This window comes from Candidatus Hoaglandella endobia, assembly GCF_900044015.1.
Classification (GTDB): domain Bacteria; phylum Pseudomonadota; class Gammaproteobacteria; order Enterobacterales; family Enterobacteriaceae; genus Hoaglandella; species Hoaglandella endobia.
In genome coordinates this window covers 281,305-301,527 of the sequence record NZ_LN999835.1, presented here as the reverse complement: position 1 = coordinate 301,527, position 20,223 = coordinate 281,305, and the positions used below count along the sequence as shown (strand labels likewise).

15 protein-coding genes and 1 pseudogene are annotated in these 20,223 nt (G+C 45.2%); 13 read left to right on the top strand and 3 right to left on the bottom strand.

Annotated elements, in window-relative coordinates; translation table 11 throughout:
• Window positions 1–6: 6 nt before the first annotated feature.
• Window positions 7–1,059, bottom strand: a complete 1,053-nt coding sequence (gene pyrC / locus A4A70_RS01435; RefSeq protein WP_067567803.1) for a dihydroorotase — start codon at window positions 1,057–1,059, stop codon at window positions 7–9.
• A gap of 327 nt (window positions 1,060–1,386) precedes the next feature.
• Window positions 1,387–3,750: pseudogene (rne, locus tag A4A70_RS01430) on the bottom strand (ribonuclease E); the annotation flags it as partial.
• Window positions 3,751–4,333: 583 nt separating this feature from the next.
• Here rne and rluC point away from each other — a divergent pair.
• From rluC to A4A70_RS01370, 11 genes are all read left to right on the top strand, one after another.
• Complete coding sequence (gene rluC / locus A4A70_RS01420) at window positions 4,334–5,296, top strand: 23S rRNA pseudouridine(955/2504/2580) synthase RluC (protein WP_067567799.1); 963 nt, start codon at window positions 4,334–4,336, stop codon at window positions 5,294–5,296.
• A gap of 493 nt (window positions 5,297–5,789) precedes the next feature.
• The gene (gene rpmF / locus A4A70_RS01415; protein WP_067567797.1) at window positions 5,790–5,963 is read left to right on the top strand and encodes a 50S ribosomal protein L32; all 174 of its coding nucleotides are present in this window, start codon (window positions 5,790–5,792) and stop codon (window positions 5,961–5,963) included.
• A gap of 286 nt (window positions 5,964–6,249) precedes the next feature.
• Entirely contained in the window at window positions 6,250–7,197 is a 948-nt protein-coding gene (gene fabD, locus A4A70_RS01410; RefSeq protein WP_067567795.1) for an ACP S-malonyltransferase, read from the top strand.
• Window positions 7,194–7,928: a 3-oxoacyl-ACP reductase FabG gene (gene fabG / locus A4A70_RS01405; protein WP_067567793.1), complete on the top strand. Its 735-nt coding sequence runs from the start codon at window positions 7,194–7,196 to the stop codon at window positions 7,926–7,928. Before fabD ends, fabG begins: the two co-directional genes overlap by 4 nt.
• Window positions 7,929–8,084: 156 nt before the next feature.
• The gene (gene acpP / locus A4A70_RS01400) at window positions 8,085–8,321 is read left to right on the top strand and encodes an acyl carrier protein (RefSeq protein ID WP_011410921.1); all 237 of its coding nucleotides are present in this window, start codon (window positions 8,085–8,087) and stop codon (window positions 8,319–8,321) included.
• 603 nt (window positions 8,322–8,924) lie between these two features.
• A complete protein-coding gene (gene mltG, locus A4A70_RS01395) occupies window positions 8,925–9,926 on the top strand; it encodes an endolytic transglycosylase MltG (RefSeq protein WP_067567792.1) in 1,002 nt (333 codons plus the stop codon).
• 25 nt (window positions 9,927–9,951) lie between these two features.
• Window positions 9,952–10,596: a dTMP kinase gene (tmk, locus tag A4A70_RS01390; protein ID WP_067568285.1), complete on the top strand. Its 645-nt coding sequence runs from the start codon at window positions 9,952–9,954 to the stop codon at window positions 10,594–10,596.
• A complete protein-coding gene (gene holB, locus A4A70_RS01385; RefSeq protein WP_231908300.1) occupies window positions 10,563–11,591 on the top strand; it encodes a DNA polymerase III subunit delta' in 1,029 nt (342 codons plus the stop codon). The genes tmk and holB overlap by 34 nt, the downstream gene beginning before the upstream one ends.
• A 21-nt stretch (window positions 11,592–11,612) precedes the next feature.
• Window positions 11,613–12,419 carry a metal-dependent hydrolase gene (locus A4A70_RS01380; protein WP_067567788.1) on the top strand — a complete coding sequence of 269 codons (807 nt, stop codon included), beginning with the start codon at window positions 11,613–11,615 and terminating at the stop codon, window positions 12,417–12,419.
• 230 nt (window positions 12,420–12,649) lie between these two features.
• On the top strand, window positions 12,650–12,997 hold the full coding sequence (locus A4A70_RS01375; protein WP_067567786.1) for an HIT domain-containing protein: 348 nt from the start codon (window positions 12,650–12,652) through the stop codon (window positions 12,995–12,997).
• A gap of 294 nt (window positions 12,998–13,291) precedes the next feature.
• Entirely contained in the window at window positions 13,292–14,596 is a 1,305-nt protein-coding gene (locus A4A70_RS01370; RefSeq protein WP_102135150.1) for an NAD(P)/FAD-dependent oxidoreductase, read from the top strand.
• 97 nt (window positions 14,597–14,693) lie between these two features.
• On the opposite strand, the gene mfd is transcribed toward A4A70_RS01370, so the two are convergent.
• Window positions 14,694–18,140, bottom strand: a complete 3,447-nt coding sequence (gene mfd / locus A4A70_RS01365; RefSeq protein ID WP_067567782.1) for a transcription-repair coupling factor — start codon at window positions 18,138–18,140, stop codon at window positions 14,694–14,696.
• A gap of 199 nt (window positions 18,141–18,339) precedes the next feature.
• Between mfd and lolC the strand changes: the two genes are divergently transcribed.
• Both lolC and lolD read left to right on the top strand, forming a co-directional pair.
• Complete coding sequence (lolC, locus tag A4A70_RS01360; RefSeq protein ID WP_067567780.1) at window positions 18,340–19,542, top strand: lipoprotein-releasing ABC transporter permease subunit LolC; 1,203 nt, start codon at window positions 18,340–18,342, stop codon at window positions 19,540–19,542.
• Window positions 19,535–20,221: a lipoprotein-releasing ABC transporter ATP-binding protein LolD gene (gene lolD, locus A4A70_RS01355; protein ID WP_067567778.1), complete on the top strand. Its 687-nt coding sequence runs from the start codon at window positions 19,535–19,537 to the stop codon at window positions 20,219–20,221. Before lolC ends, lolD begins: the two co-directional genes overlap by 8 nt.
• The last annotated feature ends 2 nt before the right edge of the window (window positions 20,222–20,223 follow it).

The window sequence follows — 20,223 nt, the reverse complement described above, 5'->3', positions numbered from 1 at the left end:
TTCAGTTTAGTCATCCACGACGGTCCATTTTAGCGGAGCACCAGCTAGGAATGGGACTACCTCCTCCTCAGACTCGTCCAACATAGTTGTTGGTGGAAAATTTTCTTCACGGCGTAGTTCTATGAACCCTTCGTTAAGGGATAAATCATAGAAACGAGGTCCGTTTAATGAACAAAAAGCTTCAAAATTTGCTAGCGCACCGATCTCCTCAAAAACTGTAGCATAAGCCGGCAATGCGACGGGAGCGTTAAATACCCCGGCACTACCGCAGGCTGATTCTTTGCGCTGTCTAGCGTGCGGTGCAGTATCGGTGCCAAGAAACATCCGATCGCAGCCACTTGCCACCGCCGCGCGCAATGCTTGCTGATGCACGTTACGCTTAAGAAGCGGTAGACAGTACAGATGTGGCCGTAAGTTACCTACTAACATGTGGTTGCGATTAAACATCAGATGTTGTGGGGTAATAGTAGCAGCTAAATAACGATCTCCGGCTAGCACATAATCAGTGGCTTCTTTCGTAGTAATATGTTCAAACACAATTTTCAACGCAGGAAACTGCTGGCGGATTGGTTCCATAACCTGTTCAATAAAGCAAGCTTCGCGGTCGAATATATCGATATCAGCGTCTGTTACTTCGCCATGAATTAACAGCGGCATACCAATATCTTGCATCACGGCAAACAGTGGATAGATAGCGGCAATGTTGATTACACCGTGACTAGAATTAGTTGTAGCATTGGCTAAATAGAGTTTTGCTGCAGTAAAAATACCCTGTTTATGGCCAGTAATGAGCGTTTGCTTATCTAAAAAATCTGTTAAACAACAAGTCATTAAGGGTATAAAACTATGACCAGAAGGTACTGCTGCTAAAATACGCTCACGGTAGTAAATGGCCTGTACTAAGGTTGTGATGGGCGGCGTGAGGTTAGGCATGATAATCGCCCGGCAAAAATAGCGACTGGTATAAGGTAGCACCAGACGTAGCATTTTATCATCTCGTAAATGAACATGCCAGTCATCTGGTCTGCGAATTTTCAGTACTGCTGGCTGTGCAGTCATGGGTAGTTTCTACAGCTTAAAAAACAGAAAAGGGGTCCTTTTTGCAAAGCAGCAAAAGCCGGAATACGAGCCAGTGGTGCTGGCATTATACTCATTTTGAGTCTGCATAGATTACATTACCCGCGAACAACAATATTACTTCATGATCGTGCACCCAATCTAACTGCTGCCGATCTGCGAGCATAATGACCTCTTGAACTTCAGCGTCGCCGAAGGCAATTTATTGTGGGTCATTGCCTCGCTGACGCTCATCATGCTAGCAGCTTCTCCTAACGGGATAGCAGTGATTTCAGTCGTGACTTTCTTGGTCTGTTGCCGGACCGGGGAGACAGGATAGCTTACCCAAACTTTACCTGATGCCATTTCAGGCGATACCACCGCGGCGGTAAGCGGTACCAGCGCCTGCAGTGGATATCGCTCATATCGGTAGCGGCGGCGGCGCTGTCCGCTAACTCGCAACCGTGGATAACGGCGTGACCGGATTGGTATGCTGGTAGCACTGTTGTCTTCTATCGGTTCGTTCAGTTCGTCGATAGAGCTGTCCGTATTATTGCATGTGGCGGTAGTACTTTTCATTGCAGCATCAGGAGTAGCAGGGGCCCCCGCACTGTCTCGGTTTATTTTTCGATTTAGCGAGCGGCGCTGCTGACGGCTAGATTGTGCCTGAATCGGTTTCTCATCTTCATTACTAAGGGTCTCCGTAACAAGCCGAGCTTTATCTTGCTTGGCGTTAGTGTTCAACTCTTGATGACAGCATGGGCGGTCTTGACGTAGTTCATGGAGCGGCGGCTTTTGCTCTTTTTCTTTCTCGTTTAAGAGCTGCTGACGACTTTCTTGGTATATATCTGGTTTTCTGGTCGTATCGCTGTTACTATCGCGACGGCTATTATTGTTCCTATCTACGATGTTGGAAGAGGTGACATCTTGCTGGTGCGGTACGCCCATAAATAACTTAAAGCCAGCTATCAGGCGGCCAAAAAGACCGTGGGAGTCTTGCGCTCTCGCTGTAGCTGCTGCAATAATGCTGTGCTGCGGCGTAACTGCACGCTCAACGTCAGTAGGCTTGTCCCTGACCATGGGTTGTTCGGGTATGATGCCGGCCGCTAGTGCTGGCTGATCGGTACGCTTTCGTTCGGCACTTGGCTCTTCCGAAGGTTGTGTTATTTCTGCTTCGTGCAGTTGCGGTAACAGGTAGCTAAGGGTAGGAGATTCGTCTCCTTTACGTACTCGCAAAACCGCATAATGCGGGGTCTGCATTTGAACGTTCGGGACGATAATCGTGCGTACGCCGCCTTGGTGTTTCTCAATAGCATTAACTGCTTCACGTTTCTCGTTTAGCAGATAAGAGGCAATAGGTACCGGCACAATAGCGTGAACTTCATGTGTATTATCTTTCAGCGCTTCTTCTTCAATGAGACGCAGTATGGAGAGCGATAGCGATTCGTTATCGCGGATCGTGCCGGTGCCCCCACAACGAGAACAAACATGGTGGCTAGATTCTCCTAAAGACGGGCTTAATCGCTGACGCGAAAGTTCCAATAGACCAAAACGCGAGATACGACCTATTTGAATGCGGGCACGGTCCTGGCGAACTGCTTCACGTAGGCAATTTTCTACTTCACGCTGGTGGCGTAACGGCGTCATATCAATAAAGTCTATAACTATTAATCCACCTAGATCACGTAAGCGCAGCTGCCGAGCAATTTCATCCGCAGCCTCTAGATTGGTATTGAAGGCAGTTTCCTCAATATCGACGCCGCGGGTGGAGCGTGCTGAGTTGATATCGATGGCTGTCAGCGCCTCAGTGGTATCAATGATGATAGAGCCGCCGGAAGGCAAGCGCACTTCACGCTGAAAGGCTGATTCAATTTGTGATTCAATCTGGTAATGACTGAAGAGTGGAATGTCACCGCTGTAAAGTTTTATTTTGCTGGTGAAATCTGGTCGGCCAAGAGAGGAAATATGCTCTTTCGCTAGATCTAGCACTTTCGGATTATCGATCAGTATTTCACCAATATCAGGCCGCAGATAATCGCGAAAAGCGCGTACGATAACGTTGCTTTCCTGATAGATCAAAAAAGGTGCAGGCCGACCTTCTGCGGCTTTTTTAATAGCCTGCCAGTGTTGCAAGCGAAAAGACAGGTCCCACTGCAGCGCCTCAGCCGATTTTCCAACGCCGGCAGTGCGGATAATAATCCCCATCCCGTCGGGAAGATCTAGAGAGGATAACACTTCTTTCAATTCGGTACGGTCGTCACCTTCAATACGGCGCGAAATACCACCTGCACGCGGGTTATTCGGCATTAATACCAAATAGCTGCCTGCTAGACTAATAAAAGTAGTCAGAGCAGCACCTTTGTTACCCCGTTCTTCTTTATCAATCTGGACGATGACCTCTTGACCTTCTCTGAGTACATCTTTTATATTTGGTCTACTATAGTCCGCATATTGCGGAGAAAAATATTCGCGAGCAATTTCTTTAAGAGGAAGAAAGGCGTGGCGATCTGCGCCATAATCCACAAACGCTGCCTCCAAACTAGGTTCTATACGGGTAATTTTACCTTTGTAGATATTTGCTTTTTTCTGTTCATGGCCGGGGATTTCAATATCTAGATCATACAACCGCTGGCCATCTACTAGAGCTACGCGCAACTCTTCCTGTTGAGTTGCGTTAATTAACATTCTTTTCATCGTAACTTACTCATTCTTTAATTCTTGATTTTATGCATTGGCATCAGAGTTGCGTTGCGGGCAAAAACCCTGATCATTAAGTTATCACCGACTGCTTTGTAATTTTTGTTGCACAAAGCCGTCAATATCTTAATTATATTAGCTTTTTTTCTCATAAAAAACATTATATTAATCATATAGTAAGTATAATAGAGAATATAACGTATAATGGTGATTACTAGCACAAATTACTGTTGCTTGTTGCTTGGCAAGTAACAGCCCACTAACTAACTGATTAGCTATCATTTCTTACGCAATTGCGGCCTTTAGGCTAACTTAGATTAAGTTAAAATCAATCGACTTATCATCAAAAAAAGTAGAAAGCAGTAAATGTATTATTCCACTATTGACATGCATATAGCAAGATGACTTTACTGCTTACTACTGATAATAAGTTTCATAATAAAACTGATATTTTTTTATAGAAGAGCATGCGAATAAGTTCGCTATAACATAAAAAATATTCTTTTGAAGTAATCACAGTTAAACAGACAAAATTAAGTGCCGCTATAATAGCGGGATAGGTAACATTCAGAATGGTTATATGAAAGACAATAATATTAACTTACAAGTTATAATTATCTCTGAGGATGAAACAGGTCAACGGATCGATAATTTTTTACGCACTCAGTTGAAAGGAGTGCCTAAAAGTATGATTTATCGTATGATACGTAAAGGCGAAGTGCGCGTAAATAAGAAGAGGATCAAACCAAAATATAAACTGCAAAATAAAGATGCAGTGCGTATTCCACCGCTGCGCCAAGGTGATACGACGTCGGCTTCTTTCTACACTGGTTTTAATAAACAAGTTGCGGCGCTCAGCGACGCGGTCCTCTATGAGGACGATCATTTACTCGTCCTAAATAAGCCCGCCGAGATGGCAGTACATGGGGGAAGTGGGCTAAGTTTTGGTGTTATAGAGGGGCTACGAGCGCTACGTCCAGATGCCAGCTTTTTAGAGCTGGTTCATCGTCTTGATAAAGACACCTCAGGCGCGCTTTTAGTTGCTAAAAAGCGTTCAGTGCTATGTGCGCTACACGAGCAATTACGCGAAAAAAAAGTGCAAAAAAATTATCTTGCACTAGTACATGGCCGGTGGAAATCCTCTATTAAAGTAGTTTCTGTACCGCTTATTAAAAATATTTTTTCAAGTAGCGAGCGTATCGTACGGACAGGATCCAGAGGTAAACCGTCGGAGACCCATTTTAAAGTAGAGGAGCGCTTTACTAAGCTTGCTACCCTAGTCAGGGCTAGTCCTGTAACCGGGCGTACTCATCAGATTCGGGTACACACGCAATATGCTGGCCACCCAATTGCTTTTGATAACCGCTACGGCGATAGCGCTTTCAATCAGCAGTTAAAAACTTGTGGCCTGCATCGTTTATTTTTACATGCCGCAGCTCTAACTTTTAAACATCCAGCTAGTGGTGAAACGTTACATATAGAAGCGCCGTTGGATGCGGCGCTGCTTCTTTTTCTCAATTACTTACGTGAATATCATAAATAAGTTTTATATTAAGTTCTATCCTTAAGCCGCCTAGCTATTGCGTTTGCATGAGTAATTTAACCGTTTCTTAATTTGTTAGGACTACAAAGTTCTGATGATAGGAGCCGATAATCAGTTATTAGCAATTTTACAATTGCCATATTCTTTCTTAACTCTGCGCCGCTGCTTGTCAAAAGCTAATAGCAGGGCATGTAGAATAAGTAAGAATGAGAAAGGTTCTGTTTATTAACAGCTGCTGGTTACGTCAAGTAATATTGGTCCTAATTTTAATAGTAGTACTAATTTAACTATCTTCTATTACACCTTAGAAAGATATATTATATAAGAAAGATATATTATATATTATTATTTTGAGCCCTAGAAGGGCAAATTACCTTGACCCTCAGTGGTTATTTGCAATAAGCAAAAATAACTCCTAACGTAACATACCGCTATAATATGACTTTATTTATAAAGTTATTGATGCAGACCTTTAAATTAAGGAGAGTAATCTATGGCTGTACCAAAAAACAAACCTACCCGTTCCAAACGGGGAATGCGCCGTTCACACGATGCGCTGAATACCTCTACTACTGTTTCAATAGACACAGTTTCCGGTGAAACTCACCTACGTCATCACATCACTGCTGAAGGTTTCTATCGTGGTCGTAAATTTATTACTAAGTAATTTCTAATGGTGGCAATGTCTAATCTTTACGTGAGATGTAAGGAGCGGTGATTACGGTTCATTCATAACTATGAAACTATGCCTATGGGAGTGCAGTCTGGTAGACTGCATCTTAAACTGTAGATGATCGGTAATCCCACTTAAGAAGATTTAATTTCTCTTGAACATGCGACGACTATCTATAGTCGCTGAATTGGTTATTATCAATAATGCCAAATCTCCCTCCTAGGGCATACGGGCAAGCCGTTACACTTCCTTCTATCTATTATATTTAGGAATAATTATAATGACCGTTTATGCCATGATATTTCCCGGACAAGGCTCCCAAATAGTAGGGATGTTGGCGGAACTATCTGCAGACTATGCGGTGGTGAAAGAGACCTTCGCTGAAGCCTCCGCCGTCCTGGGCTATAATTTATGGCAGCTAGTGCAGCAAGGGCCAACTGAAGAGCTTAATAAAACCTGGCAGACCCAACCAGCATTATTAGCTACCTCAGTGGCGATATGGCGCGTCTGGCGGCAGCAGGGCGGACAAACCCCTACGCTACTGGCTGGCCATAGTTTAGGTGAGTATTCGGCGCTGGTGTGTGCCGGTAGCCTAAACTTCACGGCGGCTATTGAGCTTGTTGCGTTGCGCGGTAAACTTATGCAGAAAGCGGTACCGGCTGGAATCGGTGCCATGTCGGCTATTATTGGCTTGGATAGTGACACTATAGCAGCCGTTTGTGCACAAGCAATGCAGGGGCAAGTCGTGTCGCCGGTAAATTTCAATTCACCAAGCCAAATAATAATTGCGGGGCACAAAGAAGCGGTTGAGCGAGCTAGTATCGCTTGTAAACAAGTCGGAGCTAAACATGCCTTGCCGTTGCCAGTGAGCGTTCCTTCCCATTGTGCCCTGATGAAATCAGCTGCGAAAAAATTAGCTCTGGCGCTGGATGTGATAACATTTACCACGCCACAAATTCCGGTCATCAATAACGTGGATGTGTGCGCTGAACATGACCCAAAGGCTATTCGCCAGGCGTTAGTGCGACAACTCTATAGTCCGGTGCGCTGGACCGAAACAGTAGAGTTACTTGCGGCACAGGGTGTAGAAGTGTTGCTAGAAATAGGGCCTAGAAAAGTGCTTACTGGTCTGACTCAACGTATTGTCGGCACGTTATCGAGCGCTGCGGTGAACGATTCTGCTTCTCTGGCCGCAGCGATTAAACAATTACATTGGAATTTAAGATGAGTTTTGAAGGTAAAATTGCGCTGGTAACTGGAGCAAGCCGAGGCATTGGCCGAGCGATAGCGGAAATGCTTGCGGCTCGTGGAGCCACAGTAATTGGAACCGCTACCAGTAAAACTGGTGTAGCTGTCATAAATGCTTATTTAGGCGATGCTGGTAAAGGTATGGAGCTGGATGTTTCTAATAACTTATCTATTGACAACTTTGTAGAACAAATGCGTACAGCATATTGTGACGCAGATATTTTAGTAAATAATGCAGGCACTAATAATGATAATCTTCTAATACGCATGAAAGAAGAAGAATGGCAATCTATTATTAATACGAATCTGACGTCTGTATTCCGTATGTCGAAAGCAGTAATGCGCTCTATGATAAGTAAGCGTTACGGTAGAATTATCACTATTGGTTCTATTGTAGGTTCTATAGGTAATGCTGGACAAGCGAATTATGCTGCGGCTAAGGCGGGCTTAATAGGCTTTAGTAAATCGCTAGCGCGTGAAGTTGCTTCGCGTGGTATTACAGTCAACGTTGTGGCGCCAGGATTTATTGCCACTGATATGACCGAAACATTGATAGATGAACATTATCTAGGCATTTTGTCTCAAATTCCGGCTAATAGACTTGGCTATCCGAAAGAAATAGCTAGTGCTGTAGTCTTTTTTGCCTCTGATGAGGCATCATACATTACTGGCGAAACAATCCATGTTAATGGAGGCATGTATATGCCGTAAAAAGCAGAAAATTATTTGCGTTATTTATAGTAATAACCGCAAAATAGCATGAAATCGTGGTTTAATTAGCCATGCGTGAATTATATTTTTGCTTGAGTTACATCTTTTTTCAACAGACACATCGCGTAAGTAAGTTTTGATAGGAAATTTAAGAGTATGAGCACTATCGAAGAAAGTGTGAAGGCAATTATCGCTGAACAACTTGGAGTTAAGAAAGAAGAAGTAGTAAATAATGCTTCTTTTGTTGATGACCTAGGTGCTGACTCTCTTGACACCGTTGAGCTGGTAATGGCGCTGGAAGAAGAGTTTGATACCGAAATTCCTGACGAAGAAGCTGAAAAAATAACTACTGTTCAGGCAGCAATTGATTTTATTCAGGCAAGCCAACAGTAGTAGGAAGGAAAGATCTCTGGCGGTCAATCGACCGCCTAAGTTTTAGGCCTATATCAACTATTTCTTTTATTTCTTTCTCCTCATAAGGGGAAAACATGTCTACCTGGGCAGGTTATCTCCTGTCTGCAATAACAGATAATCTACGTGGAGCACGCTCATTTCCGGGCAGCGCGCTTGATTACTGCATATCCCTGGTTACCGGTTTATTTAAAAATAGATCAAAAAGTCAGGCAGTGAAATCGTAGTTAGTTAAATAAAGCAGGGCTGGCTGCAGGTAGATGTTCATGATCAGTTCTACAAAATCGATGACCGGTCTAGGCGCCGCAGGCGCCATTATTTAAGCCATCCCTTATTTTAAGACTACGATGCTAAGATCGTAAGTCAGGATAGGATATATAGGATATAGATAGATATACAATTAGTTCCAGCGGCGGACCAGATGCCCTAATGGCAGTAATGGCTCAACGGCTTTATCAAGAAAGAACTTTGTATAGCTAGCTTCTTAGCTAGCAGGATTGACAGTGTGAAATAAGAATTATTTATCTTGGTCGGTTGCTTGGTCGGTTGCTCGGTATGTTAATTAGCCGGAAAGTGACATGTTAGATGAACAAAAACCGCTTATTGATCTTATTACTCATCGGAGCACTGATAATAACTGTGCTGGTATGCTTGCTTAAGATGAAGCATTTCGCAGCTGAAACGCTTCATCTTAAGCAAGCCACGATTTTTACCTTACCAGTCGGTACTGGCGGTGCTGATTTACAGCAGCTGTTGTATGAACAGCATTTGATGCAGCATACCGGCTGGTTGCCGTGGCTTATGGCGTTTGAGCCAAAGCTGGTAAAAATCAAGGCTGGCACTTACCTACTGAAGCCGGGGCTTACTGTTAGAGGTTTACTAGCGCTGCTAGTAAGCGGTAAAGAGACGCAGTTTTATATCCGTTTTATTGAGGGATCAACGCTGAAGGAATGGTTATCTGTACTATCGCATGCGCCTTATTTGCAGCATGATTTGCAGGGAGTGACGCAGCAAATGCTAGCAGCAAAACTGGGTGTACCAGCTGATAGCGTATTAGAAGGGTACTTTTATCCCGATACTTATCTCTATACTGCTAATACACTGGATAGTATGATTCTTAAACGGACGCGCCAGTGTATGGCTAAAATTCTAGCGAGTATTTGGCAGGGACGGGCCGATGGATTGCCGTATAAAGACCCGCAAGCGCTATTAACCATGGCATCGATCATAGAAAAAGAAACCGGAATTAATAAGGAGCGGGCGCGGGTAGCCTCGGTGTTTATCAACCGTCTTCGCATCGGGATGAAATTGCAGACCGATCCAACAGTGATTTATGGCTTGGGTGATGATTATCGTGGCATTATCACCAGACATGATTTAACTAAACTGACACCGTATAATACCTATATCATTAGCGGGCTGCCCCCTACGCCTATCGCGATGCCAGGCCAGGCATCGCTTATAGCTGCCGCTCACCCTGAAAAAAGTGACTATCTTTATTTTGTCGCCGACGGGAGCGGTGGCCATGTATTTACTACCAATCTGGTGAGCCATAATCAGGCGGTATTGCAGTACCGTCAGCTATAAAATGAAAAACAACTATGAACTAACTATGAACAATAAATTTATTGTTATCGAGGGACTAGAGGGTGCTGGCAAGACTAGTGCTATCGCGCAAGTAGTAGATGTGCTGCACTATCAGGGCGTGAGAGATATAGTTTTTACCCGTGAACCTGGAGGTACGCCGTTAGCAGAAGTATTACGCCGTCTGATAAAAACAAAGTTGATCGATGAACCAGTCACTGACTGCGCTGAATTATTGCTACTTTACGCCGCACGGGTTCAACTAGTTGAGTTAGTCATTAAGCCGGCGCTTGCACGCGGTGCCTGGGTAATAAGTGATCGCCATGATCTCTCTTCCCAGGCCTATCAGGGAGGCGGCAGAGGTATAGATAAGCACCTGATAACATCGCTCCGCGATGCTGTTTTGGGGAATTTTTATCCTGACTTGACGCTGTATCTAGATATTCCCCCAGCCGTCGGACTAGCCCGTGCCTGCGAAAGAGGCAAACTAGATCGTCTTGAGTTGGAATCTATAGCTTTTTTCGACCGCACCCGCGAGCGTTATCAGGCACTGGCGGCTGTAGACGAACGCATTATCACCATTGACGCTAACAAGCCTCAATCGATAGTCAGCTCTGCAATACGTGAGCGGCTGACACAATGGCTGCGCGCGCAGGTGCCCACTACGCCATGAAGAAATGGTATCCATGGCTAACAACGCCCTATCGCCAAATCTTAACTCGCTATCAGCAGGAGCGAGGCCCTCATGCCCTGTTGTTGTCTAGCCAGGAGGGAAACGGCGAAGCTTCGCTATGCTATGCTCTTAGTCGTTGGCTGATATGCCGTCAGTTGGACGGGATCAAAAGCTGCGGTTTTTGCCATAGCTGCCGGCTGATGATGGCAGGCAATCATCCCGATTTTTATCAACCTGAGCCAGAAAAAGGGCTCCGAAGTCTGGGAGTCGACAGCATTAGAGCTATCATAGATAGCTTATACTTTCGTGCTAACCAGGGCGGAGTGAAGGTTGTATTGTTGCTCCATAGCGAATTACTCACTGAGCAGGCGGCCAATGCTCTGCTAAAAATTCTGGAAGAACCACCTGACGATACCTATTTTTTATTAGTTTGCCAAGAGCCGTTGCGTTTACTGCCAACCATTAAGAGTAGGTGTCTTTACTGGCCGCTGTTGGTCCCAGACGAAGCGCTGGTAGTGCCCTGGCTAAAGAAGATAGTGAATCATAATGCTGACACAGCCCGTACTGCACTGCGGCTGTGCAGTGGTGCGCCATTGACGGCAGAGTTTTTGTTACAGCCGGCACGTTGGCACCAGCGGTTAGCTCTGTGCGCGTCACTTTCAGCCGCTATTACCAGCGGCGATATGTTATCGCTGTTACCGGCGCTAAACCACGATGAGGATGATGGGCCGCTACACTGGCTGCTTACGCTGATTACCGATGCGCTAAAATGGCAACAGGGTGCGCAGGCGTTTTTGATCAACGATGACAAACCTCTGTTAGTAAGCGCCTTGGCGATACGCTGGACTGCTAGTGTCCTGCATACACAATGGCAACAATGGCTCCATTATCTGTGGCAGCGGCAAGAGGTGAGCAGTATTAATAATGAATTATTCATCATCCATCAATTACTAAATTGGGAGCAGGGATTGGTTAACGCTTGCGCTCAGTTTTGATTAGGATTATGATGATGAATCATGTTTTTAGTCGATTCTCATTGCCATCTAGATAAACTAGATTATCAGCAGCTGCATCAAGATGTGTCTGATGTAGTAGCTAAAGCTCGTACGCGCGAGGTCAAGCTATTGCTCTCGGTTTGTACTACATTGTCTGGTTTTAATTCGATGACCGAGCTAATCAGCCGTTGTGACAATGTACTATTTTCTTGTGGGATCCATCCTCTTAATCTTAACGAACCTTACGATTTTAAAGAATTACGGCGGTTGGCTTCTGGAGATAACGTAGTAGCGCTTGGTGAAACCGGTTTAGATTATTATTACCAGCAAGATAATAAGGTGCAGCAGCAGGGGGTATTCTGCGAACATATTCGTGTCGGCAGAGAACTAAATAAGCCAGTTATTGTGCATACCCGTAGCGCGCGTGAAGACACGCTGGCTGTGCTGCGCGCGGAACAAGCCGATAAATGCGGCGGCGTTTTGCATTGCTTTACTGAGGATCTAACCACGGCTAAAACGCTCTTAGATTTTGGTTTTTATATCTCGTTTTCTGGCATTGTGACCTTCCGTAATGCAGAGGCTCTGCGCCAAGCGGTACGTTATGTTCCGCTTGACCGGCTGCTAGTAGAAACAGATTCTCCTTATTTGGCGCCGGTTCCCTTTCGCGGTAAAGAAAATCAGCCAGCTTATGTTCGGAATATCGCGGAGTACATGGCGACATTAAAAGACGTCTCGCTAGAAGAGTTAGCGGTGACTACTAGCACTAATTTTGGTCAACTGTTTCATGTAGATATGCAGTATCGTTTCGATACTGATCGACTTAGATAAACATTAATCGTACCAGTAGACAGTAATATAACTAGCGGTGCTGCTTTGATTATTTTCTTGACGGTAGTGTTAAGATTACTGCCCCATATAACATGGCTGAAGTATTAGGTATTTATTAGTCTATTTCCTGACTAAATTCTGCTCGGCAGAGCGGGGGGTACCCTTTTGTCAAAGGGTGACAGTTTGTCCTGTTCAAAAACAATTAATCAAAAAACATAAGGAACTCCGTCATGGCAGAAGAAACACTATTCAGTAAAATTATACGTAGAGAAATTCCCGCAGATATTCTTTATCAAGATAATTTGGTTACTGCATTTCGCGATATTAAACCAAAGGCGCCTATCCATATTTTGATTGTTACCAATTTGCCTATTCACACCATAAATGATGTTACTGCTGAACACGAGGCGGCGCTTGGTCGCTTATTTACCGTTGCGGCGAAAATTGCTTGTCAGGAAGGCTTCAGCGAGGAAGGTTACCGGTTAATAGTTAATTGCAATCGCCATGCAGGTCAGGAAGTGTTTCATCTACACATGCATCTTTTAGGTGGTAAACCGCTTGGCCAGTTTTTCTGTTAACAAAAATTGGAAAAGCATGCGGCGGTAGCTCCGGTTTAATTATCGATCATAGGCTAGTCTGCGGCACGCTTTTTATGAAGCTGCTGATAAAGCCTAAAGCGGATAGCTTCGATCTTGAAGAAGATTTTTGCTGTATTTGTAGATTGAAACCTGTATTAGATTAATTTTGGTAATAATCAACTTAATGAACATCTTGTTTTTTCTTCACATTGTTTGTTCTTCACAAACGTATTAAATATATCTTTTTATTTATACGCTAAAAAATAGCTAGTTTATATTTAGTTAGGTGATATTTTGGGTATAACACTAAAAAAAATTGTTATTATAGGCGGTGGTGCCGGAGGTTTGGAGTTAGCAACCAGTCTGGGACATAAATTGGGCCGTCGTCAACAGGCCGATATCACCTTGGTGGATCGCAATCACAGTCATCTTTGGAAACCACTACTGCATGAAGTAGCTGTCGGTTCGCTCGATGAAAGTATTGATGCTCTTAGCTATATGGCGCATGCTCGTAGCCATAATTACCAATTTCAACTTGGTACAATGCACGATATTGATCGTGAAAACAAAAATATCTTGCTGGATAAAATCCTAGATAGCCGGGGTGAATTGTTGGTTCCTGCGCGTCGATTATACTACGACATTTTAGTCGTAGCACTCGGCAGCATGTCAAATGATTTTGGTACCGAGGGCGTTAAAGAATATTGTATTTTTCTTGATAACCTGCGTCAGGCACAGCATTTCCATAAAGAAATGCTTAATTTGTTTTTGAAGTTTTCCACACAGGGCAAAATCGGCGCTAAAGTTAATATAGTGATAGTCGGCGGGGGGGCAACCGGAGTAGAATTATCGGCTGAGCTGCATAACGCGGTACAGCAGTTGCATAGTTATGGCTTTGGGCTAGATAATCAAGCGCTAAATGTGACCCTGATTGAGGCTGGAGAACGTATTCTTCCAGCTATGTCGTCACGCATTTCGGTTGCAGTGCATCAGGAACTTACCAAGCTCGGTGTGCGAGTGATAACGAAGACCATTGTGACTAGTGCCGATGCTGGCGGATTGCATACTAAGGATGGTAAATATATTCAGGCCGAGCTAATGGTGTGGGCTGCCGGCATCAAAGCGCCGGATTTTATGCATAACAACTTCGGACTGGAAGTTAATCATATTAATCAGCTCGTGGTCAAACCCACGCTGCAATCGACCCTCGATCCTGTGATTTTTGCCATTGGTGACTGTGCATCGTGCTCGATGCCCGACGGGAGTGTGGTACCGCCACGTGCGCAGGCCGCGCATCAAATGGCCTCTCATGTCCACGGCAATATTATAGCTATGCTACGCGATCGACCGCTGAAAGCATACCTTTATAAGGATCACGGTTCGCTGATTTCTCTATCATGCTTTAACACTGTTGGTAGCCTAATGATGGGTAATCAGATGTGTAGTTCGATGATGATAAAGGGGCGTATTGCACGCATGGTTTACACTGCCCTTTACCGTATGCATCAAATCTCGCTGCACGGTTATATTAAAACCGGTTTAATTATGTTAGTTGGAAGAATCAATCGTGTAATACGGCCGCACCTTAAACTTTATTAAGCAGTTATATTTTATATATACTGCCTCTTAAGAAGAAAAAAAGAGGCAGAGCATCGCTTGTTAATAAATAACAGACGTGCTAAATGTTTGCTAAGCTTCAGGTGCTTAGCTTATGCTTCTTTAGTTTCCCCAAAAGCTTGTCGACAAAGTTTAAGCGCGCTGGACGTTCAGCTAAATCACCCATAAATTTTAATCTTGTAGTCCCATCCAACCGGTAAGTGCCGGGCTTGCTTTGCAGCAGGCCGATAATGTAGTTAGGATCAACTCGATTATTTTCTCTAAATTCAATGAAGCCTCCTCTTTCGCTACATTCAATACGCCGGATACCCAGATGTTGGGCGCGTAGTTTTAATCCGGCTATAGTTAACAGGTAATACGCCGGATCAGGCAGCAGCCCGAAGCGATCGATAAGCTCAATCTTCAGTTCTTCTATGTCGTAATCAGTTGCGACGCTAGCAATACGTTTATAGAACGATAGGCGGGTGTTGACATCTGGAATATACTCTTCTGGTAGCAGCACTGGCATACGTAACTCCACCTCTGTTAACTGGCTAGTGAGATTTTCAAGAGATGGTTCTTGCCCAGCTTTTAGCGATTCTACCGCGTTTTCTAAAAGATCCATATAAAGCGAAAAGCCGATAGTTTCTATCTGCCCACTTTGATCTTTTCCTAGTAATTCACCAGCACCGCGTATTTCTAAATCGTGCGTTGCCAGGGCGAAGCCAGCTCCTAAATCTTCTAGTGAGGTGATAGCCTCGAGCCGTTTTTGCGCATCCTGACTTAGCGCTTTAAGCGGTGGTGTTAGCAAATAAGCATAAGCTTGATGATGGGAGCGTCCGACGCGACCGCGCAGCTGGTGAAGCTGCGCCAACCCGAAATGATCGGCGCGTTCAATGATAATAGTATTAGTGTTAGCGATATCTATGCCTGTTTCAATTATAGTCGTACACACCAAGACATTAAAATGCTGGTGGTAGAAATCGTTCATGACTCGTTCTAAATCGCGCTCGCGCATCTGGCCATGGCCTACGGCAATACGCGCTTCTGGTACCAGAATTTCTAAACGACGGGCAGCTTTTTCGATATTTTCTACATCGTTATACAGATAATATACCTGACCACCGCGTAGCACCTCATGTAGGATGGCCTCTTTAACTACCTGGTTGTCGTATTCTTGAACAAAAGTTTTTACTGCCCGCCGGCGAGCCGGCGGTGTGGCGATAATCGATAAATCTCTCATGCCACTTATTGCCATATTAAGCGTGCGCGGAATAGGGGTAGCGGTTAAAGTAAGAATATCAACATTGGAACGTATCACTTTTATGCGTTCTTTGTCGCGCACGCCGAAACGGTGCTCTTCATCAACAATCAACAAGCCGAGATCGCGCCATTTGACGTCTCTTTGCAGTAGTTTATGGGTCCCTATCAATATATCAACTTTTCCTGCTGCTGTTTGCTCTAGCACCTTGTTCTGATCCCGGTAGCTACGAAAACGCGAAATTATCTCGATATGCACTGGCCAGTTGGCGAACCTATCAAGAAAATTATCGAAATGCTGCTGCGCTAGTAGGGTAGTAGGCACTAGAACAGCAACCTGTTTGTGATTTTCAATCGCCAGGAATGCGGCACGCATCGCGACTTCAGTTTTTCCGAAACCAACATCACCGCAAATGAGGCGATTCATGGTTAGCGGCTGACACATGTCGCTTAGTACTGCATTGATAGCCTGGTATTGATCAACGGTAGGCTCGAAAGGAAATTCTTCGCAAAAAAGCTGATAATTTTCCAAGTTTTGGCGGAAGGCGAAGCCGATTTGCGCTGAACGCTGAGCATAACTATCCAGTAATTCAGCTGCAACGTCGCGTACACGCTCAGTTGCTTTTTGGCGTGCCCGTGTCCAAGCTTCGCCGCCTAATTTATGTAGCGGCGCATTTTCATCGGCGCCACCAGCGTAACGGCTAATAAGACGTAATGAGGATATCGGCACATAAAGTTTATCAGTACCGGCATAGGTGAGTATCAAATACTCTGCTTTGATGCCGCTAGTTTCTAGTGTGGTCATACCGGCGTAGCGGCCAACCCCATGTTCCAAATGCACTACTGGCTGACCTTCGTGCAATTCGGCAAGATTGCGGATTAAGGTATCGGCGTTTATAGTAGTACGGTTGTTGTTCTGTGGCAGTCCGCTAACGCGGAGCAGATCGCTCTCGCAAATTAGTGCTCGCCTGCGAATCTCATCTATAAAGCTGTATTCACTATCGCCGATGATGAGATAAGCGCCCGTAGCTTGGGCGTCTTTCAGCCGGCTTATGAGCTTAGGCGCTATTTTTCCCCGTTCAAGAAGTTTGCTTAGAATTTTTCTTCTACTTTCGTTTGCTACCGATAAAATGACAGCTCCTTCAAACTGCTCACAAAAATGGTGTAGCATATCCAGGGGTGATTGATTTTGTGCCTCCAACGCTAGATCCGGCAGCGGTCGGTAATCCATGTTATAGTGATCAGCTTTCGCCTCCAGCGTATGTGCGCTAAACTGTACGCGTGGCCAACGTTTGAGCTCAGTAAATAGCACATCAACTGGTAGCCATAGTGCTTCCGGCGGTAACAGCGGACGCATTGGATCAACACGGCGATTATCATAACGCGTACAGGCTTCTTCCCAAAAGCGCATAGCGCTAGCACTAAGATCACCGGTATTGATAATCAGCGTGCTCGCGGGAAGATAGCTAAATAATGGTACTAGCGGTTCGCTGAAGAACAGCGGCTGCCAATACTCTATTCCCGTCGGCAAGGTGCCTTTGCTGACCTGTTGGTATATATGTTTGGCGTCGTGCCTAACGTCGAATTGCTCGCGCCATTTCCTACAAAACAGCTCAATAGCAGATTTATCGGTGGGAAATTCATAGGCCGGCAGCAAATTGAGAGTATTTACTTCCTGAAGGGCGCACTGTGTATCGACATCAAAAATACGCAGACTTTTGATTTCTTCATCGCAGAAATTGACCCTATAAGACTCTTCACTGCCCATGGGGTAGCAGTCCAATAGTGTCCCGCGGTTGGTGAATTCGCCGTGTTCCATTACTTGATCGACGCTGCGATAACCGGCCTGCTCTAGTTGAGCGAGAAGCCTATCTTGAGAAAGGCGTTGACCCTTGGTCAATATTAGAGTATGACGGTGCAAAAAAGCTTGCGGGCAAACGCGCTGCATCAAGGTATTGATCAGCATAACTATGACACCTCTCGTCATCGACGGTAGTCGGTACAGCGTAGAAAGGCGGTTAGAGATTATTGTTTTATGAGTTGTAAAACTCTCGTACAGAATATTTCCCCAATTAGGCATGGCTAAAACCGGATGGGAAGTTAACTGGCGTACCTCGTCATTAATCCTTAGCAAGCTTTGCGTATCAGTGGTAATAAGTAGCACCGGTCCTGGATAGCGATCAACAATGGTGGCGCATTCTACCGCGCTAGCGGAGTTGGTCAGCTGACCTAAAGTTAGTTTCTTGCCGGCTTTGATAGGTAAGGTATAATGATCGCGTTCTGACATGGCTAATGATATATCTCTTTTTTATAGGCCATTGTAGCGCGGCTTGCCATAAGCCGGCGCAGATGGCACGATAGCTAAAATATACGCGCTTTAAGAAAGAAAAGCATGCTGTGAGGGTACTTAGTTGTTTCATAGTGCCACATGACCATTTATTATCCTTGATTACTTTGCTTTCGCAACTGTATCTAAACGGAAATCAATGTATCAACCTGTCGTATTATATATTGGCTTACGTTATATGCACGGCCAGGCATCTGACCGCTTCGGCCGTTTCGTCTCTTGGCTCTCAACGATTGGCATCACCCTAGGAGTGATGGCTTTAGTGACCGTGCTTTCGGTGATGAATGGCTTCGAACGAAAGTTAGAACACAATATTCTTGGCTTGATGCCCCAGGCGCTCGTGACTAGCCATGATGGATTTATTGATCCTAACCGTATTCCGGCTTCAGTGCCAGGTGCGCTTGCAGGCGTCTCTCACGTGGTACCGCTGACCACCGGTGAGGTGGTGATACAAAGCATGCATAGTGTCGCGGTAGGCCTCATGCTTGGTGTTAATCCAGATGATCCGGAACCATTGTTTAATTATTTGTCGCAGTCTAGTCCAGCCGACTTAATCGCTGGCCAATACCGGGTGCTTTTAGGCGATGCACTGTTGACTAAACTAGGGGTTAAGCGCGGCGATTCGCTACGGCTGATGGTGCCAAACGCCAGCCAATTTACCCCGATGGGCAGAATGCCCAGCCAACGGCTTTTTACCGTTGCCGGCACATTTATCACTAACAGCGAGATCGACGGTTATCAATTATTAGTTAATCAGCAAGATGCGTCGCGCCTCATGCGCTATCCAGCTGGATATATCACAGGTTGGCGCCTGTGGCTACAACAACCACTGGCGGTGGCACGAACGAGTACTCAGTCACTACCGGATGCTCTAGTATGGCATGACTGGCGCGAACGCAAAGGAGAATTATTCCAGGCTGTGAGCATGGAAAAAAATATGATGGGCTTGTTATTAAGTTTGCTAGTTATTATAGCGGCATTCAATATCATGACTTCTCTTGGTCTGCAGGTGATGGAGAAACAGGCCGAGGTAGCTATTTTGCAAACTCAGGGCTTGACCCGCTGTCAGGTGATGCTGGTATTTATCGCCCAAGGAGCCAGTGCTGGCATTGTCGGTGCGTTACTAGGGACTGGCTTTGGGATCTTGCTAGCTAGTCAATTAAACCGTCTTATTACTGCCATCGGAGCGCTGCTAGATGGCGTGGTGTTACCGGTAGCTATCGAACCGTTACAAGTGATGATGATTGCATTGTCGTCGATTGCAGTGGCGCTGCTGTCAACAATTTATCCCTCATGGTGCGCCGCTACCATTAATCCAGCTAAGGCGTTACGCTATGAATGATACACCTTTATTACATTGTTCCCAACTCAGTAAACGTTATCAAGTAGGAAAGCTGTACACCGACGTATTGCGTCAAGTAAGTTTTACTATGCAGCGGGGCGAAATGATGGCGATTGTCGGCAGTTCTGGATCCGGCAAAAGTACCTTGCTACATCTACTTGGCGGGCTAGATGAGCCCACCGGCGGTGAGGTACTTTTTGAAGGGAAGTCGCTGTATAAATTATCATCTGCAGCGCGCGCTTTGTGGCGCAACCAGTGGCTGGGCTTTATCTACCAATTTCACCATCTGCTGCTGGATTTTACCGCGTTGGAAAATGTGGCGATGCCGCTCCTAATAGGAGGCCTACACCCGGCTCAGGCGCAGGAAAAGGCGAGGGAAATGCTGGCGTCAGTGGGGCTAGAGAGATGGAGCAACCATCGTACTGAGGAACTATCAGGCGGCGAACGGCAGCGGGTGGCTATCTCCCGTGCGCTAGTAAATCATCCAGCGCTGGTCTTGGCGGATGAGCCAACAGGCAACTTGGACCAGCAAAATACTGACAGTATATTCGATTTATTAAGCAAAATAAATATGCATCAAGGTACTGCCTTCTTGGTAGTTACCCATGATTTACAACTGGCAAAACGGATGCACTATCAGCTGGAAATGCGCGATGGTGCGTTATTGGTAGCCGAGTAATG

What these genes read in the sequence shown, in the direction of transcription:
- pyrC (WP_067567803.1), bottom strand. Translation starts at nt 1,059, where the DNA reads ATGACTGCACAGCCAGCAGTACTGAAAATTCGCAGACCAGATGACTGG.
- A4A70_RS01380 (WP_067567788.1), top strand. Translation starts at nt 11,613, where the DNA reads ATGTTTTTAGTCGATTCTCATTGCCATCTAGATAAACTAGATTATCAG.
- fabD (WP_067567795.1), top strand. Translation starts at nt 6,250, where the DNA reads ATGACCGTTTATGCCATGATATTTCCCGGACAAGGCTCCCAAATAGTA.
- tmk (WP_067568285.1), top strand. Translation starts at nt 9,952, where the DNA reads ATGAACAATAAATTTATTGTTATCGAGGGACTAGAGGGTGCTGGCAAG.
- lolC (WP_067567780.1), top strand. Translation starts at nt 18,340, where the DNA reads ATGTATCAACCTGTCGTATTATATATTGGCTTACGTTATATGCACGGC.
- fabG (WP_067567793.1), top strand. Translation starts at nt 7,194, where the DNA reads ATGAGTTTTGAAGGTAAAATTGCGCTGGTAACTGGAGCAAGCCGAGGC.
- acpP (WP_011410921.1), top strand. Translation starts at nt 8,085, where the DNA reads ATGAGCACTATCGAAGAAAGTGTGAAGGCAATTATCGCTGAACAACTT.
- holB (WP_231908300.1), top strand. Translation starts at nt 10,563, where the DNA reads ATGGCTGCGCGCGCAGGTGCCCACTACGCCATGAAGAAATGGTATCCA.
- lolD (WP_067567778.1), top strand. Translation starts at nt 19,535, where the DNA reads ATGAATGATACACCTTTATTACATTGTTCCCAACTCAGTAAACGTTAT.
- rpmF (WP_067567797.1), top strand. Translation starts at nt 5,790, where the DNA reads ATGGCTGTACCAAAAAACAAACCTACCCGTTCCAAACGGGGAATGCGC.
- rluC (WP_067567799.1), top strand. Translation starts at nt 4,334, where the DNA reads ATGAAAGACAATAATATTAACTTACAAGTTATAATTATCTCTGAGGAT.
- mfd (WP_067567782.1), bottom strand. Translation starts at nt 18,140, where the DNA reads ATGTCAGAACGCGATCATTATACCTTACCTATCAAAGCCGGCAAGAAA.
- mltG (WP_067567792.1), top strand. Translation starts at nt 8,925, where the DNA reads ATGAACAAAAACCGCTTATTGATCTTATTACTCATCGGAGCACTGATA.
- A4A70_RS01375 (WP_067567786.1), top strand. Translation starts at nt 12,650, where the DNA reads ATGGCAGAAGAAACACTATTCAGTAAAATTATACGTAGAGAAATTCCC.